We start from the raw sequence: 15,923 nt of genomic DNA, 5'->3' as shown, positions 1-15,923 counted from the left end.
GGTGTTGCCAGCGCGTATCATTGCCTGACTATTCGTTGATGTATTGGAGTGTGTGGCGTGGCCGTTTCCGTATTTGATCTGTTCAAGATTGGCATAGGCCCGTCTAGTTCCCATACGGTGGGGCCGATGCGGGCCGCCTTGCTGTTCGCGCAGGGCCTGGAACGCGACGGCCTGATTCCCCGGGTTGCGCATGTGCGCGCCGAACTCTACGGTTCGCTGGGCGCCACGGGCAAGGGGCACGGCACCGACAAGGGCGTGCTGCTGGGGTTGATGGGCGAAGCCCCCGACACGGTAGACCCGGCCGCCATTGAAGGCATGATCGCGTCGGTGCGCGCCAGCCGCCAACTGCCGCTGCTGGGCCGCTACCCCGTGGCTTTCGTCGAAAAGGAACACATGGTGTTCTATCGGCGCGAAGCCATGGCCGAGCACCCCAACGGCATGAAATTCCACGCGATCGACGCTAACGGCGAGTCGTTGCGTGAATCGCGCTACCTGTCGGTCGGGGGCGGTTTCGTGGTGACGGCGGGGGCTTCCAACAGCCAGGTGATCGCCGCCCACAACCAACTGCCCTATCCGTTTCGCTCGGGCCGCGAACTGCTGACCATGTGCCGCGAGAACGGTCTGACGGTGGCGCAGTTGATGATGCAGAACGAGCTCACCTGGCGCGAGGCATCGGACACGCACAGCGGGCTGGACCGTATCTGGCAAGTGATGCAGGACTGCGTGGCCCGCGGTTGCGGCATCAACTACCCCGAAGCCGACGGCGAACTGCCCGGCCCGTTGCGGGTACGCCGCCGGGCGCCCGAGCTTTATCGCAACCTGACCCAGCGCGCCGAGCGCACCCTGTCGGATCCGCTGTCGGTCATGGACTGGGTCAACCTTTACGCCATGGCGGTCAACGAAGAGAACGCCGCCGGTGGCCGGGTCGTCACGGCGCCCACCAACGGCGCGGCGGGCATCATTCCCGCGGTGCTGCACTATTACGACCGCTTCGTTCCCGGCGCCAACCACGACGGCGTGCGGGAATTCCTGCTGACCGCCGCGGCGATAGGCTTGCTGTACAAGTACAACGCGTCGCTGTCGGGCGCCGAAGTGGGCTGTCAGGGCGAAGTGGGCGTGGCCTGTTCGATGGCCGCTGGCGGTTTGGCCGCGGCGCTGGGCGGCTCGGTCGAGCAAGTTGAGAACGCCGCCGAAATCGGCATGGAACACAACCTGGGCCTGACCTGCGACCCCGTGGGCGGGCTGGTGCAAATCCCCTGTATCGAGCGCAACGCCATGGCGTCCATCAAAGCCGTGAACGCGGCCCGGATGGCGCTGCGTGGCGACGGTCAGCACTATGTGTCGCTGGATTCGGTCATCAAGACCATGCGCGAAACCGGGGCCGACATGAAGACGAAGTACAAGGAAACCGCGCGCGGCGGCCTAGCGGTGAACATCGTCGAGTGCTGATGGCAGGGGGGATGCTCCCTGCGGAACCTGCAAAAGAAAAGTCCCTCGGCTGAGGGACTTTTTTCTGCCTGCCAACCGGGTGGTGTCAGACCACGCGGGCGTTCTGCAACGCGGCGATGCGCGACGGAATCGGCGGGTGCGAGGCGAACATGGCCGCCAGGCCGCCACGGCCGGTGATGCCCGAGGCTTCAAAGGACTTGGGCAGATCGCCCGGCTCCAGGCCGCCCAGGCGGGCCAGCGCGCGGATCATCGGTTCGCGCGCGCCCATCAACTGGGCCGAACCGGCGTCGGCGCGGTATTCGCGTTGGCGAGAGAACCAGGCCACGATGATCGAGGCCAGCACGCCGAAGATGATTTCACAGACCAGCACGGTGATGTAGTAGCCCGGGCCGATGCCGCGTTCATTCTTGAACACCACGCGGTCGATGAAGTAGCCGACCACGCGGGCCAGGAACACGACGAACGTGTTCACCACGCCCTGGATCAAGGTCAGCGTGACCATGTCGCCGTTGGCGATGTGGGCCACTTCGTGCGCCAGCACGGCAGCCACTTCCTCTTCGCTCATGCTTTCCAGCAGGCCGGTCGACACGGCGACCAGCGAGTCGTTCTTGAACGCGCCGGTGGCGAACGCATTGGGCGCGCCTTCGTAGATGGCGACTTCCGGGCGGCCGATGCCGGCGCGGTCGGCCAGTTGGTGCACGGTGTCGAGCAGCCAGGCTTCGCGCTGGCTGCGCGGCGCATTCGGGTCCAGCACTTGAGCGCCGGTGCTCCACTTAGCCATCGGCTTGCTGATCAGGAGCGAGATGATCGCGCCTGTGAAACCCACCACCACCGAGAAGATCAGCAGCGCGTTCAGGTTCAGGCCGTTGGCCGTGATGTAGCGGTCTACGCCCAGGATGCGCAGCGTGGCCGACAGCACGAGCATGACGGCCAGGTTGGTGACGACGAACAAGACAATGCGTTTCATGTTTTTTGTGTTCCTCTGCGAGCGGGAAATCCCCGGGTTCGACATGACGGCGGCCCGCCAGTTCCCCGACTCGCCGGCACCGCTCCCGATGGCGAAGAGTATAGTATCGCTTTCCCCTAGTTCCCCCCACTTTTCCCTTAGCGCAGAACCCCAATGCAGGCTCTCTGGATGTTGTTGGCGTCCGCCATGTTCGCCATCATGGGGTCGTTCGTGAAGTTCGGCACCGAACACGGCGCCTCGTTGCCGCAGATCGTGCTTTTTCGTGGGCTGCCTTCCGTTCTTCTCTTGCTGCTGTGGGCGCGCGCCGGCCGCCAATCCATCGTTCCGACCAGTTGGAAGCTGCACTTGTGGCGCAACTTGTCCGGCGTGACGTCGATGTGGCTGGGGTTCTTCGCCATCTCGCACCTGCCGCTGGCCACCGCGACCAGCCTGAACTACACCGCACCGCTGTTCATTGCCTGTTGGATGTTGGGCTGGGGCGGTGCGCAGCGCGACCCCGTCCGCATCATTGCCGTGGCCTTGGGTTTCCTGGGTGTGATCGCCGTGTTGCGGCCGAGCATCACCGACGACCAATGGCTGGCGGCGCTGATGGGGATGGGGGCGGGCGCCATGTCGGCGGTCGCCATGATGCAGATTCGCCAACTGGGTCGGATCGGCGAACCCGAATGGCGCACCGTGCTGTTCTTTTCCGTGGCGGTCTGCGTGTCCAGCGTCGTCGGGCTGTGGTTCGAAGGTTGGGGCGTGGCGGACTGGCAGGGCTATGCGTCGCTGGTGGGCGTGGGCGTAGCGGGCATGTTCGGCCAGCTTGCCATGACGCGGGCCTTTGGCGTGGGCTCGGCGCTGCTGACGGCGGCGCTGCAATACAGCACCATTATTTTCGCGGCCTTGCTGGGCATGGGCTTTTGGGGCGACCACCTGGATGGTCTGGCCTGGGCCGGCATGGGCTTGATCATTTCCGCGGGCCTGTTGTCGGTATGGCGCACCATGCGCGATCCCAAGCCGGCCTGACGGGCAAACCCGCTAGACAGGAGCACACCGAATGACGATGACACTGATTTCCGCCGCCGATCTGGCGGGCCGGCTTGACGCCTCAGGGCCTGGCGCTTCCGACATCCGCGTCTTCGACGTGCGTCACGACCTGACCAACCACGCGGCGGGCCGCCAGGCATACGATGCCGGCCACATCCCCGGCGCGCGTTACCTGGACCACGAAACCGAGCTGGCCGCGCCGAGCACCGGCAAGAATGGTCGTCATCCGCTACCCACGCGCGCGGAGCTTGGCGCGCTGATGGCCGCCCATGGCGTGACGCCGCAAACGCTGGTGGTGGCTTATGACGCCAGCGGCGGCATGTACGCGGCGCACCTGTGGTGGATGCTGCGCTGGCTGGGCCACGCGCGCGTGGTGGTGCTGGACGGCGGCTGGCAGGCCTGGGTGGCGGCCGGGCTGCCGACCACAACCGATGCCGCCCCGGCCGTGCGTGCCGGCCAGCCCGTTGAGCCCGGCGCGCCGCTGGTCGCTTCGGTTGACGCGCAGGCCGTGCTGGACAATATCGACCGGCCCGCCTTTACCGTGATTGACGCGCGCGCCGCCAACCGCTATCGCGGCGAAGTCGAACCCATGGATCCGGTGGCCGGCCACATTCCCGGCGCGCTCAACCGGCCCAACGGCGAAAACCTGCAAGCCGACGGTAGCTTCAAGTCCGCCGAGCAACTGCGCGCGGAATTCGCTGGCCTGCTTGGCGGCCGCGACCCTGGCGCCATCGTGCACCAATGCGGCTCGGGCATTACCGCCTGCCACAATCTGCTGGCCATGGAAATCGCCGGCCTGTCGGGTTCGCGGCTGTACCCCGGCTCGTGGAGCGAGTGGTGTAGCGACCCGTCGCGCCCGGTGGCCAAGGGCGCCTGAGGCGCGCGGCGCCACAAAGCCAGGGCTTGCACCCTGGCTTTTTTTCGTCTTGACCGTGCCGTGCCAGGTTGCCCGCGCTACCAGATCGCCGCCAGCTTGATCCGCCCGGACACGCTTTCCGCGATTTCAAGAAAGTGGTCCAACGGGGGCGTTGCCAGCCCCGGAACCTTGGCCATATCGTCCCAGCGGCGCAGGCGGATCGCATCGGGCGCGCCCGGCATGCTGGCGAAATCCACCGCCTGGCCCGCATCGAAGCTGCCCCCTTGCAGCGCCAGGCTGCGCTTGGAATCCTCCGACAGTGACGCTTCGTATTGCGGCTCGACATAGCAAAGGTAGCGCTTGGCCTCCACATGCAGGCGGATCGGATCCAGCACGGCCGAGCTGAACAGCCCGCGCAGAAACGGCAGCACGAAATACTGGTGCTTGTCGTCGACGCCGCGCAGGGTGGGGGTGCCGGGGCGGTCGGCGATCAGGTGGCCCAGGTCATGCAGCAGGCAGGCGGTAATCAGCGAAGCGTTGGCGCCATGGCGTTCCGCCAGCGATGCCGTTTGCAGCGCATGCCGCAAATGGCTGACGGACTCGCCATGGTAGGAACGGTGTCCACGTTCCAGGAAAATCTGTTCGATGTCTTGCAAGGTCAAGGCCATGGTTGTCTCCTGAGTGGCCGCAAGGGGGAGGGGGCGGGCAGTGAGCCGTAACGGTCAGCCGGCTGCCGGCGCCATCTCCAGAAAGCGCGCGATCAACTGCACCGGTTGGCGCTCGCGCAGGCAGTACAGGTATTCGTGCATCACGATCTCGGCGCCCTGGATGTCCAGGGCCGCCAGATCGGGGTGGGACGGGATTTCACGCGAGGGGATCAGGCTGATCCCCAAACCGCACAGAATGGCTTGCCGGATGGATTCCCGGCTGCCGATCTCCAGCGTGCGGCGCACGCTGACGCCGGCTGCCGCCAGCGCGTCCTCGGTCAACTGGCGCGTCATGGAGCCGGGTTCGCGCAGCAGCAGGGCGTGCTCGGCCAGATCGGCCAGCCGAACCTGCCCGCGCCGCGCCAGCGGATGGTCCCGATGGGTGACCACGCGGATCGGATCAGCCGCGATCATCCTGCGGTACAGGTGTTTGTCATCCATCAGAAAGGAAGACGTGGCAATCTCGATGCGGTAGTCGTGCAGCGCTTGCAGCATCGACTGCGAATTCCCGATGGTGACCGCCAGGTCGATCCCCGGGTAGCGCTGGTTGTAGCGGCGCACCGTATCCATGATGTAGAAGGGGCCGGTGGCGCCAATGCGCAGATTGCCTTCGCGCAGGTCGCTGGCGTCGCGCAGGCGGAAATCGATCTCGGTTTCCTGTTGCACCAGCTTTTCCACCATGGGCATCAGGCTTTGCCCCGCGTCCGACAGCCGCATGCCGCGGCCCTGCCGGTGGAACAGTTCAATGCCATAGCGCGATTCCAGCTGACGCAACTGCCCCGTCACGGTCGGTTGGCTGACACCCAGTTGGGCGGCGGCCTTGGTGACGGTGCCGCAGCGGGCCACGGCGTAGAAGGATTTGAGTTCGGCGACAAGCACGATGAGGCGGGCGGGAAAGGGACGCAATGCGCAAGACCGCCAGTACACCAAAATAATTTGATGTTTTTATTACTGCATTTGCGCGAAGTGTCATAAACGCTCAATACGCGCCTTCCATACTGGCTTCGTTCCCAGTCCGGAGGCAGCATGCCCCAACCCGATCGCGCCTTCCTCACAGTTAGAAATCTGGTCAAGCGTTTTGGCAGCCACACCGCGCTGGCCGACGTCTCGCTGGATATCCGCGCCGGAGAACTGGTGTGCCTGCTGGGCCCTTCCGGCTGCGGCAAGACCACGCTGCTACGCGCCATCGCCGGCCTGGAACGCCAGGACAGCGGTGCAATCGTGTTGTCGGGCCGCGATATTTCCCACGCCGAACCGCAAGAACGCGACTACGGCATCCTGTTTCAGTCCTACGCGCTGTTTCCCAACCTGACCGTGGCCCAGAACGTAGCCTATGGTTTGAGCGGCAAGCGCGCCCACCGCAACCACGTCGCCAATCGCGTCGAGGAAATGCTGAGCCTGGTGGGCCTGGCGGGCGCGGCGGACAAATACCCCGGACAGATCTCCGGCGGCCAGCAGCAGCGCGTGGCTTTGGCACGCGCGTTGGCGCCGTCGCCGTCCCTGTTATTGCTGGACGAACCCATGTCGGCGCTGGATGCCCGGGTGCGCGAGCACCTGCGGATTGAATTGCGCGCGCTGCAAAAGCGTTTGTCGATCACGACGCTGATGGTGACGCATGACCAGGAAGAGGCCATGGTGATGGCCGACCGCATTGCGGTCATGAACGGTGGCGTCATTGAACAATTCGGAACGCCGCGTGAACTCTACCGCCAGCCGGCATCGGCCTTTATCGCGGATTTCGTGGGCGAGGCGAACTGGCTGCCGTTCGAACGCATTGATACCCATCGCGCCCGCGTCGGCCGCCAGGAACTGGCCGTGGACGAGGCGCTGGACGGCAAGTCCGGCAAGTTGTTCGTGCGCCCGGAAGCGGTGCGCGTCAGCATGGCGCGCTCGGAAGAACCCAACTCGATGCTGGCCGATGTGCTGGACGGCGTATTCCTGGGCCGGGGCTATCGCCTGGCCTTGCGCCTGGAAGGCGTGCCCGGCTCCACCGTGCATTCCATCGTGTCCCCTGAAATCGGAGACGCCCTGTTGGGCCCTCACGCCGCCAGCCGTTGCTGGGTGGAGCTGCCGCGCCATGCGATTCGCGCCTACGCTTGATTCCACCGTGACCGGATCGCCTTCCGTGGCCGAACTGACCCCTACCCCCTCCGCCGCTTCGGCCTCCGCGCCGGCCGTGCCCGCTTTGGGCCGCCGTCCCATGCCCGCCTGGATAGGCTCGCTGGGCCTGACGGCGGGGCAGGGTGCGCTGGTGTTGTTTCTGGTGCTGTTCCTGGCGCTGCCGCTACTGGCCATCCTGGCCAAGTCCGTGACCGACAGCGAAGGCGCCTGGGCCGGCCTGTCGGTGGTGTCCGGCATCATCGGCGCGGATGGCTTTCTTGCCATGGTCGGGCGCAGCCTGACCGTGGGCGTGGTGACGATGCTGCTGGTGGTGCCGTGCGCCTATGGTTTCGCCTACGGCCTGACCCGCACGCGCTTGCCGGGCAAGGGCCTGCTGCGCACCATCGCCTTGCTGCCCTTGCTGGCGCCCTCGCTGTTGCCCGGCATTGCGCTGATCTATCTGCTGGGCAATCAGGGCCTGCTCAAGGGCCTGACAGGCGGCGCCACCATCTACGGCTTCTGGGGCATTGTGGTGGGCGAGGCCTTCTACACGTTTCCGCATGCGCTGATGATTCTGCTGACCGGTCTGACGCTGGCCGACGGCCGGCTGTACGACGCGGCGCGGGCCATGGGCGCGGGCCCGTGGCGCACCTTCCTGACCGTGACCTTGCCCGGCACACGCTATGCCGTGTTCTCGGCCTGCTGCGTGGTGTTCACGCTGACCGTTACCGATTTCGGCGTTCCCAAAGTGGTGGGCGGCGACTACAACGTGCTGGCCATGGAAGCCTACAAGGCCGTCGTCGGACAGCAGAACTTTCCCAAGGGCGCGGCCATCGGCATTTTGCTCTTGCTGCCCGCCTTGCTGACCTTTGTGCTGGACCGTCGCCTGCGTGCCCGTCAAGGCGCGCAGATGAGCGGGCGCGCCCAGCCCTACGCAGCAGGCGCCAACCGACGCCGCGATGCCGCGTTCCTGCTGCTGACCGGCGTGCTGGCCGCCTTCCTGCTGCTGATCATCGGCGTGGCCGTCTGGGCCTCGTTCGTGAAGATGTGGCCGTACAACCTGTCGATGTCGCTGCGTTCCTATGACTTCGACAACATGGACGGGGGCGGCTGGCTGGCCTGGCGCAACAGCCTGCAACTGGCGCTTTGGACCGCCTTGATCGGCACGGCCGTGGTGTTTGTGGGTGCCTGGATGATGGAAAAAGTGCCGGCGCGCGGCTCGGTGGCGCGCGGCCTGCGCGCCACGGTTAGCATGCTGGCCTTGATGCCGATGGCCGTGCCGGGCCTGGTGCTGGGGTTGGGCTACATCTTCTTCTTCAACAGCCTGATGAACCCGCTGAACCTGCTGTACGGCACGATGCCGCTGCTGGTCTTGTGCACGGTGGTCCACTTCTACACCAGCGCGCATCTGACGGCGGCCACCGCGTTGAACGCCCTGGATCCCGAGTTCGAAGCCGCGTCCGCGTCGTTGAAGGTGCCGCGCATGACGACGTTCCTGCGGGTCACGCTGCCCATGTGCCTGCCCGCCGCGCTGGACGTTGCCCGCTACCTGTTTGTTTCCGCCATGACGACCGTGTCGGCCGTGGTGTTCCTGTACAGCCCGTCCACGGTGCTGGCCGCCGTCGCCGTGCTCAACATGGACGACGCCGGCTTCATCGGCCCGGCCGCCGCCATGTGCACGGTGATCATGGCCAGTTCCGCCACGGCGGCCCTGTTGCTGCATCTGGCAAGCCGCGCGCTGGTCGCGCGCAGCCAGGCATGGCGCCGGCCCGTGGCCCTTTGAACGCTTATTTCTAGGATGACCCTCATGACTGTTTCAACCTTGCCCGTCCAACTGGAAGCCGTCATCTTTGACTGGGCCGGCACGCTGGTCGATTTCGGTTCGTTTGCGCCCACCAAGGTGTTTGTGGACGCCTTCTCGCAGTTCGGCATGGAGGTGTCGCTGAAGGAAGCCCGCGGCCCCATGGGCATGGGCAAGTGGGACCATATCCGCGCCCTGTGCGACCAGCCCGCCATCGCCAGCCAGTACCAGGCCCAGTTCGGCCGCCTGCCTTCCGATGACGACGTGACCGCCATCTACGATCGCTTCCTGCCGATGCAACTGGAAAAGGTGGCGCAGTATTCAGCGGCCATTCCGGGCGCGGCGGAATTGCTGCGCGCCCTGCGCCAACGCGGCTTGAAGATCGGCTCGTGCTCGGGCTACCCCGGCAGCGTCATGCGCCGCGTGGTTGAACGGGCCGCCTCCGAGGGCCTGGAGCCGGACTGCATCGTGGCCAGCGACGATGTGCCGCGCGCGCGCCCGGCGCCTGCGATGGCCTTGAAAAACGTGGTCGAGCTGGGGCTGTCGGACGTGGCCGGCTGCATCAAGGTTGACGACACCGCCCCTGGTATCGAGGAAGGGCGCCGCGCCGGCATGTGGACGGTGGGGCTCCTGCTGTCCGGCAATGCCGCCGGCCTTACCTTGGATGAATACCTGAGCCTGGATGAGAACGACCGCGAGCGCGCCCGGGTTGAGGCTCGCGCTGAGCTGTCGTCCGCGCACCCCCATTACCTGATCGACACGGTGGCCGACCTGCCCGCCGTGATCACCGATATCGAAGCCCGACTGGCGCGAGGCGATCGACCCTGAGCGCAAACCCTCTGCCCTGGCCATCCGCCCGGCGTAGCCGGACGTAGTTCCACTTTTCGTTTTACCGCGACCGCGGTCGGCAATGTCCGACCGTGGCGGCGACCTTCACCCTTTTTTTCCGCCAATACACGGAGTTACTCATGAATCGCTACAAGCTGCTTGCCCTGGCCGCCGCCCTGACGGGTGTAATGGGCGCCGCCTCCGCCGAGACCACGTTGACGGTCTACACCGCGCTCGAAGCCGACCAGATCAAGGTCTACCAAGCCGCGTTCGAAAAGGCCAATCCCGACATCAAGATTCAATGGGTCCGCGATTCCACGGGCATCATCGCCGCCAAGCTGCTGGCCGAAAAAAGCAACCCCAAGGCGGACGTGATCTGGGGCCTGGCCGGCACGGCGCTGGGCCTGATGGACAAGGAAGGCATGCTGCAACCCTACGCCCCGAAGGGCCTGGACCAGATCGCCGCCAACATGCGCGACGCCAAGGCGGAGCCGTCGTGGGTCGGCATGGACGGCTATGCCGCCGCCGTCTGCTTCAACACCATCGAAGCCGAAAAGCAAAAGCTGCCCAAGCCGACCTCGTGGCAAGACCTGACCAAGCCGGTCTACGCGGGCAAGATCGTCATGCCGAACCCGGCGTCCTCGGGCACGGGCTTTCTGGACGTCAGCGCCTGGCTGCAGATTTTTGGCGAAGAGAAGGGCTGGGCCTATATGGACGCCCTGCACAAGAACATTGGTTCGTACACGCACTCGGGCTCCAAGCCGTGCAACATGGCGGCCGCGGGGGAATTCCCGATCGGCGTGTCGTTCGACTACCGCGCGGCCAAGCTGAAGGCCGACGGCGCGCCGGTCGAAGCCGTATTCCCGTCGGAAGGCCTGGGCTGGGAAGTGGAAGCCACCGCCATCATGAAGGGCACGAAGAACCTGGAAGCCGCCCGCAAGCTGGCCGACTTCTCGGCCAGCCGCGAAGCCAACGAGCTGTACAAGGCGAACTTCGCGGTGCTGGCGATTCCGTCCATCGCCACGGCCAACCCGAACCTGCCGGCCGACCTGACCAAGCGCATGATCAAGAACGACTTCGTGTGGGCCGCCACGAACCGCGAACGCATCATCGCCGAGTGGACCCGCCGCTACGACGGCAAGTCCGAGCCGAAGAAGAAGTAAGGCGCTGCCCGCGATGAAAACTTACGACGTGATCGTGGTGGGCGCGGGCATGCTTGGCATCGCCCACGCCTGGGCGGCTGCCAAGCGCGGCCTGTCGGTGGCGGTCATTGAGCGCAGCCGCCAGGCGCACGGCGCCACCATCCGCAACTTCGGCCAGGTCATCGTGACGGGCCAGCCGCCCGGCATGATGCTGTCGCACGCGCAACAGGCACGCGAGCTGTGGCTGGAGCTGGCCGCCAAGGCGGGCTTTCATGTGCGGGCCAACGGCGCGCTGGTGCTGGCGCGCAACGCCGACGAGGCCAGTGTGCTGCAGGAATTCGCCGACATGCGCCTGGCGCAGGAAGGCTATCGCGCCAACCTGCTGTCGGCGCGCGAGGTGGCCGGCCTGTACGGCGGCCAGCTTGCGCACCACTGTCTGGCGCTGCAGGGGCATGACGACCTGCAGATCTATTCGCGCGAGGCCTTGCCGGCCATGACCCGCTACCTGGCCGAGTCGCTGGGCGTGACCTTCATTACCGGCACGCTGGCACGCGCCGTGGAAAACGGCCTGGTAGGCACCACGGCCGGCGACTTCCAGGGCAAGCATGTCTTCGTGTGCCCCGGGCATGATTACCTGACGCTGCTGCCTGAACGCTTCGCGCCGCTGAACCTGGAAGTCTCGCGTTTGCAGATGCTGCGCGCGGCGTTCGAGACCAACGCCATCGCCTTGGACCGCCCGGTGCTGACTGGCCTGTCGTGCGTGCATTACGGCGCCTTCTCGGACCTGCCCACGGCGCAAGCGCTGCGCCAGGTGATCCAGGAACGCACGCCGATGCTGGTTGAAAACGGTATCCACCTGCTGATCAGCCCCACGCCGAATGGCGAGCTGATCATCGGCGATTCGCATCACTACGGGCAGGATGCGTTCCCGTTCAACGATGAGGCGGTCGACAACGCCATGCTGGACCTGGCGTCGCAGGCCTTGGGCGCGCGCTTGCGTGTGCTGGAGCGTTGGCAGGGCGTGTACGGCGCACACGGCCCGGCGCCGTTCTCGGTGATGCCGGTGGACGCGGCCACGACGGTGGCGGTCATGCATTCCGGCGTTGGCATGACGGTGGGGCTGGCGATCGGTGAACGCACGGTGGCGGGCGTGATGGGACATTGACCGGCGACGGGCGACCGGCGACCGGCACCGGCACCGGCAAGCATTTGCCGCGTGCAATGAAAAGGGCCTCGCGAAAAATTCGCGAGGCCCTTTGCTTTACGGATGCAAGCCCGGGTTCAGAGGTCTTGCATGATGCGTCGATACCATTCATGGAAGTGCTGCATGCCGTCTTCCATCGGCGACTGATAAGGACCGGCTTCATTCACGCCGCGCAACATCAGGGCTTTGCGGCCGGCGTCCATGCGTTCGGCGATCTCATCGTCTTCGATGGCCGTCTCCATGTAGGCGGCACGCTGGGCCTCGACGAATTCGCGTTCGAACGCCGAGATTTCCTCGGGGTAGTAGAACTCGACGACGTTCATCGTTTCTTGCGGGCTCTTCGGGTACAGCGTGGACAGCACCAGCACGTGCGGGTAGAGCTCGATCATGTGGGTCGGAAAATACGTGACCCAGACCGCGCCGAAATCGGGCGCATCGCCTTCGCGGAACGACAGCAGGCGGTCGTGCCATTGCTTGTACACGTCTGAACCCGGTTGGGCCAACGCATTGTGCACGCCTACTTTTTGCAGGCTGTACCAGTCGTTGAATTCCCAGGTCAGGTCGTCGCAGGTAACGAAACGGCCCAGGCCCGGGTGGAACGGCCCAACGTGGTAGTCCTCAAGGTAGACCTCGATGAAGGTCTTCCAGTTGTAGTTGCACTGATGCACTTCAACGTGGTCGAGCACGTAGTCGCCGAAGTTGAACTCGGGGCGCGAGAACAAGGGGGCCATGTCCGATGCCGGATCGCGCGGGCCTTCAAACAGCAGGCCGTGGCAATCGCGCAGGCGAAACTTCTGCAAATTCATGCAGGGTGTGGTCTCGAACTGAGGCGCGCCCAACAACTCGCCCTGGTTGTTGTACGTCCAACGGTGCAGCGGGCAGACAATATTGCCGCCGGTTGCCTTCAGATTGCCTTGCGTATTGCAGTTGCCGGCCACATTGCCGGCTTCGCCGCCCAGCATCAATGCCTGACGGTGGCGGCAGACATTTGAGATGAGTTCAACGCCTTGCTGGTTACGAACCAGCACGCGCCCTCCGTTCTCTTGGACCAACGACCGCCAATCCCCAATCTCGGGCACTAATTTCTGGTGTCCGACATACTGCGAGGATTGCTTGAAAATGAGTTCTTGCTCGCGGGCAAAGAGGGCTTCGTCAAAGTAAGCGCTGACGGGTAGCTGGGTGCGAGCTGGCACGACATGTGCCATCCGACCGATGTCGGTCATGATTCCCTCCGCTCGGATAAAAAAGCCAGGACGGTTTGAGCTCTGCCTAGCGTTTTTGTTCAAGCCCAGCGTTTTCAGGAAATTGTTCTGAAAACTGCTTGGAGCTCAACGATGAGCTTGGCTACATACGTGCTGGCGCGAAGAAAAATCGGTGTCTGGCCGATCAAATAAGCCGTGAATTGTACCCCAAGGGCCTCCCTCACGCCCGCGAAGATGGACGAGGGTTCGTCCAGTGTTCACGGGGCTTGCCAGCCTGCTGCCAACGTCCGATTAACCCTTCTCGCCGTAGGTCTTTCAGACGAGCTTGCGGGTAGCGGGATGACGCCTCAGCAGCCAGCAACTGGCGGCCGACAAGGCAAAGACCGCAAGGGTCAGCAAGGGCACTGTCCAGGCGTCGCGCGGGTTGCCCGAAATGGCGCCCGCCCGGCGTGCCACATCCAGGAACACGGGGTGGATCAGGTAGATGCCGAAGGTCAGGGGCGCCAGGGCGGCCAGGCGCGGCAGCCGGGGCGTGTCCACGATCCACTGGAACGCGGCCAGTGACATGAACGGCACGGTCAGGCTGAAGTAGTCGTAGAAGTACGTGTCCAGCTTATGGCCATCGGACATCAGGTTCACGCCCAGGGCGGTGGCGGCCACGCTGGCCAGCAGCACCAGACCCGGCCGGGGAACGCGCATGTCGCCGTCGAAAATCAAGCGGCCGGCCACGAAGTAGCCCAGATATGGCAGGAACCACGTCAGGAAGAATCCGTGCGGCGCGCCCAGCGCGCGCCGGTACAGCGCGTCCAGGATCGCCACGCCCAGAATGCCCACCACCCACAGCGCGCGTCCGCGCGGCGTGCTGCGCGCATACAGCATGCGGGCCAGCGGGGCGAACAGGTACAGGCCCACAATCATGTACAGGTACCAAAGGTGGTAATACGGTTCACCTTGCGCCACCTTGCGCGGCCAGAACGAAAAATCGATACGGCCGTCGTCCCACCAGTCCAGACCGGTGCGCCAGGCCAGGTAGAACAACGTCCAGAACAATAGCGGCGCGCAAATACGTGCCATGCGCCGGCTGTAGAACTGGCGGGCATCCTGCGGCTTGTTCGGGTCCAGCAGCAGAGCGCCGCTGACCATCACGAACACGGGCACGCACCACCGCGCCGCCGAGTCGTAAAGATTGGCGGCCAGCCACGCGCCCTTGCCGTAGGCAGCCGGGTCACTGACGATCAACGCCGCGCTGTGCAACAGGACGACGGCCACGGCCGCCAACCAGCGGGCGGCATCCAGGCGGGCATAACGGTCTTCGGTCAAAGGCATCGGGCTCCCGCTGGGTGTTTGCTGCTTTTCACCTTAGCAGTCGAGCAGGTACGGCTTCTGTATCCAGCGGTTAGGCAAGGCGTAAAAAACCGACAGGCCCCGGGGGGTGCTGTCGGTGTAAAAAGTGGCAGGCGCTTGGCCCGCCGCCGTCTCGCGGGCCGGCGGGGCCGCGAGACGATTTGTCACGAAACCAGTTGCGCGTGTCGTATCGACTTACTGCACGACGATATTGGCTTGCTTGACCAGTTGAGACACGATGGGTTGTTCGGCCTTGATCTGTTTGTCGAGCTCGGCGGCCGTACCCGAACGCGGGTCGATGCCCATGTCCAGCATGCGCTTCTTCACGCCTTCATCCTTCAGCGTTTCGGTCAACGCGGCCTGCAGCTTTTCCAGCACCGGAGCCGGCGTGCCCTTCGGCGCAACAAAGCTGAACCATGCCGTCATGTCGAAGCCTTGATAGCCCTCTTCGGACAAGGTCTTCAGCTTGGGCAGCGTGGCCAGGCGCGACGGGCTGGTAATGGCGAACACCTTGACCTTGCCTGCGTCCGCCTGCGGAATGCCGGTGGCGACCATGTCGAAGAACAGGTCCACGTCGCCGCTGATCAGGGCCGGCAGGGCTTGCGTGGCGCCCTTGAAGGGTACGTGCAGGATGTCGATGCCCGCGCGCGACTTGAACAGTTCACCCGCCAGGTGCGACGAGGTGCCGGGGCCGAAGGTGGCGAACGTCAGCTTGCCCGGGTTCTGCTTGGCATAGGCCACCACGTCCTGCGTGCTGTTGAAGGGCTGCTTGGGGCTGGACAGCAGCACCAGGGGGCCGACGCCCACCATGCCGATACGCGCGAAGCTGTCCGGATCGTAAGGCAGGTCCTTGTACAGATAGCGGTTCGTGACGAGTGTGGAGTTGGTGGCCATCAGGATGGTGTAGCCGTCCGGCTGCTCGCGCGACACATAGGCCGCGCCAATGGACGTGCCGGCGCCCGCCTTGTTTTCCACGATCATGGACTGGCCCAGGGTCTTGGCCATGCGTTCAGCCAGGATGCGGGTCAGCACATCGGTGGCGCCACCGGCCGGGAAGGGCGAGATGATCTTGATGGGTCGGGCCGGATAGGTCTCGGCTTGCGCGCCCAGCGCGGCCGCGCCCAGAACCAAGGTAGCCAGTAGTTTGATGCTCGTGCGAATCATGTTTTCCCCTTGAAATCGCGTGCGTGAGTGGATCGCCGGGCCTGGCTTGGCGGCTGCGCGGTGAAGCGCCTTGTGCTGCTTGCCAGGTCTCCTTGGATGCTTTAAATTCCGATAAATGGAATTTAGTTTT

The 15,923-nt window shown here is 64.9% G+C and carries 14 protein-coding genes; 8 read left to right on the top strand and 6 right to left on the bottom strand.

Annotated elements, in window-relative coordinates; all coding sequences use genetic code 11:
• Nucleotides 1–57: 57 nt before the first annotated feature.
• The gene (locus tag WBR68_RS04410) at nt 58–1,449 is read left to right on the top strand and encodes an L-serine ammonia-lyase (RefSeq protein WP_050446065.1); all 1,392 of its coding nucleotides are present in this window, start codon (nt 58–60) and stop codon (nt 1,447–1,449) included.
• 85 nt (nt 1,450–1,534) lie between these two features.
• On the opposite strand, the gene htpX is transcribed toward WBR68_RS04410, so the two are convergent.
• Nucleotides 1,535–2,416 carry a protease HtpX gene (gene htpX / locus WBR68_RS04405; protein ID WP_230693605.1) on the bottom strand — a complete coding sequence of 294 codons (882 nt, stop codon included), beginning with the start codon at nt 2,414–2,416 and terminating at the stop codon, nt 1,535–1,537.
• A gap of 153 nt (nt 2,417–2,569) precedes the next feature.
• On the opposite strand from htpX, the gene WBR68_RS04400 reads away from it, so the two are divergent.
• Nucleotides 2,570–3,424, top strand: coding sequence for a DMT family transporter (locus tag WBR68_RS04400; RefSeq protein WP_050446063.1), 855 nt, complete (start codon nt 2,570–2,572; stop codon nt 3,422–3,424).
• Between the two features lie 31 nt (nt 3,425–3,455).
• Nucleotides 3,456–4,322, top strand: coding sequence for a sulfurtransferase (locus WBR68_RS04395; protein ID WP_230693604.1), 867 nt, complete (start codon nt 3,456–3,458; stop codon nt 4,320–4,322).
• Nucleotides 4,323–4,399: 77 nt separating this feature from the next.
• On the opposite strand, the gene WBR68_RS04390 is transcribed toward WBR68_RS04395, so the two are convergent.
• Both WBR68_RS04390 and WBR68_RS04385 read right to left on the bottom strand, forming a co-directional pair.
• A complete protein-coding gene (locus WBR68_RS04390) occupies nt 4,400–4,969 on the bottom strand; it encodes a phosphonate degradation HD-domain oxygenase (protein WP_050446061.1) in 570 nt (189 codons plus the stop codon).
• 54 nt (nt 4,970–5,023) lie between these two features.
• Nucleotides 5,024–5,887, bottom strand: a complete 864-nt coding sequence (locus WBR68_RS04385; protein ID WP_127186276.1) for a LysR family transcriptional regulator — start codon at nt 5,885–5,887, stop codon at nt 5,024–5,026.
• A gap of 147 nt (nt 5,888–6,034) precedes the next feature.
• Here WBR68_RS04385 and WBR68_RS04380 point away from each other — a divergent pair, with 147 nt between their 5' ends.
• The 5 genes from WBR68_RS04380 (at nt 6,035) to WBR68_RS04360 (ending at nt 12,044) form a co-directional block, all read left to right on the top strand.
• The gene (locus WBR68_RS04380) at nt 6,035–7,108 is read left to right on the top strand and encodes a putative 2-aminoethylphosphonate ABC transporter ATP-binding protein (RefSeq protein ID WP_230693603.1); all 1,074 of its coding nucleotides are present in this window, start codon (nt 6,035–6,037) and stop codon (nt 7,106–7,108) included.
• Nucleotides 7,086–8,891 carry a putative 2-aminoethylphosphonate ABC transporter permease subunit gene (locus WBR68_RS04375; protein WP_370641188.1) on the top strand — a complete coding sequence of 602 codons (1,806 nt, stop codon included), beginning with the start codon at nt 7,086–7,088 and terminating at the stop codon, nt 8,889–8,891. The genes WBR68_RS04380 and WBR68_RS04375 overlap by 23 nt, the downstream gene beginning before the upstream one ends.
• 15 nt (nt 8,892–8,906) lie before the next feature.
• On the top strand, nt 8,907–9,737 hold the full coding sequence (gene phnX / locus WBR68_RS04370) for a phosphonoacetaldehyde hydrolase (protein ID WP_127183837.1): 831 nt from the start codon (nt 8,907–8,909) through the stop codon (nt 9,735–9,737).
• A gap of 140 nt (nt 9,738–9,877) precedes the next feature.
• Complete coding sequence (locus WBR68_RS04365; protein WP_050446057.1) at nt 9,878–10,900, top strand: putative 2-aminoethylphosphonate ABC transporter substrate-binding protein; 1,023 nt, start codon at nt 9,878–9,880, stop codon at nt 10,898–10,900.
• 13 nt (nt 10,901–10,913) lie between these two features.
• Nucleotides 10,914–12,044, top strand: a complete 1,131-nt coding sequence (locus WBR68_RS04360) for a TIGR03364 family FAD-dependent oxidoreductase (RefSeq protein WP_127183838.1) — start codon at nt 10,914–10,916, stop codon at nt 12,042–12,044.
• A 116-nt stretch (nt 12,045–12,160) separates the two neighbouring features.
• Here the strand turns inward: WBR68_RS04360 and WBR68_RS04355 are convergent, their stop codons facing one another.
• The 3 genes from WBR68_RS04355 to WBR68_RS04345 all read right to left on the bottom strand — a co-directional run bounded on the left by WBR68_RS04355 (nt 12,161) and on the right by WBR68_RS04345 (nt 15,793).
• The gene (locus WBR68_RS04355; RefSeq protein ID WP_230693602.1) at nt 12,161–13,306 is read right to left on the bottom strand and encodes an aromatic ring-hydroxylating oxygenase subunit alpha; all 1,146 of its coding nucleotides are present in this window, start codon (nt 13,304–13,306) and stop codon (nt 12,161–12,163) included.
• 294 nt (nt 13,307–13,600) lie between these two features.
• Nucleotides 13,601–14,611, bottom strand: coding sequence for an acyltransferase (locus tag WBR68_RS04350; protein WP_050446053.1), 1,011 nt, complete (start codon nt 14,609–14,611; stop codon nt 13,601–13,603).
• Nucleotides 14,612–14,824: 213 nt separating this feature from the next.
• Nucleotides 14,825–15,793 (bottom strand): Bug family tripartite tricarboxylate transporter substrate binding protein, encoded by a 969-nt coding sequence (locus tag WBR68_RS04345; protein ID WP_127183839.1) that lies wholly within the window; start codon nt 15,791–15,793, stop codon nt 14,825–14,827.
• Between the last annotated feature and the right edge of the window lie 130 nt (nt 15,794–15,923).

Origin of the sequence: Achromobacter sp. JD-1 (assembly GCF_038594925.1) — a bacterium.
Lineage (GTDB): Bacteria > Pseudomonadota > Gammaproteobacteria > Burkholderiales > Burkholderiaceae_B > Achromobacter > Achromobacter spanius_C.
This window is presented reverse-complemented; position numbering and strand designations above follow the sequence as displayed.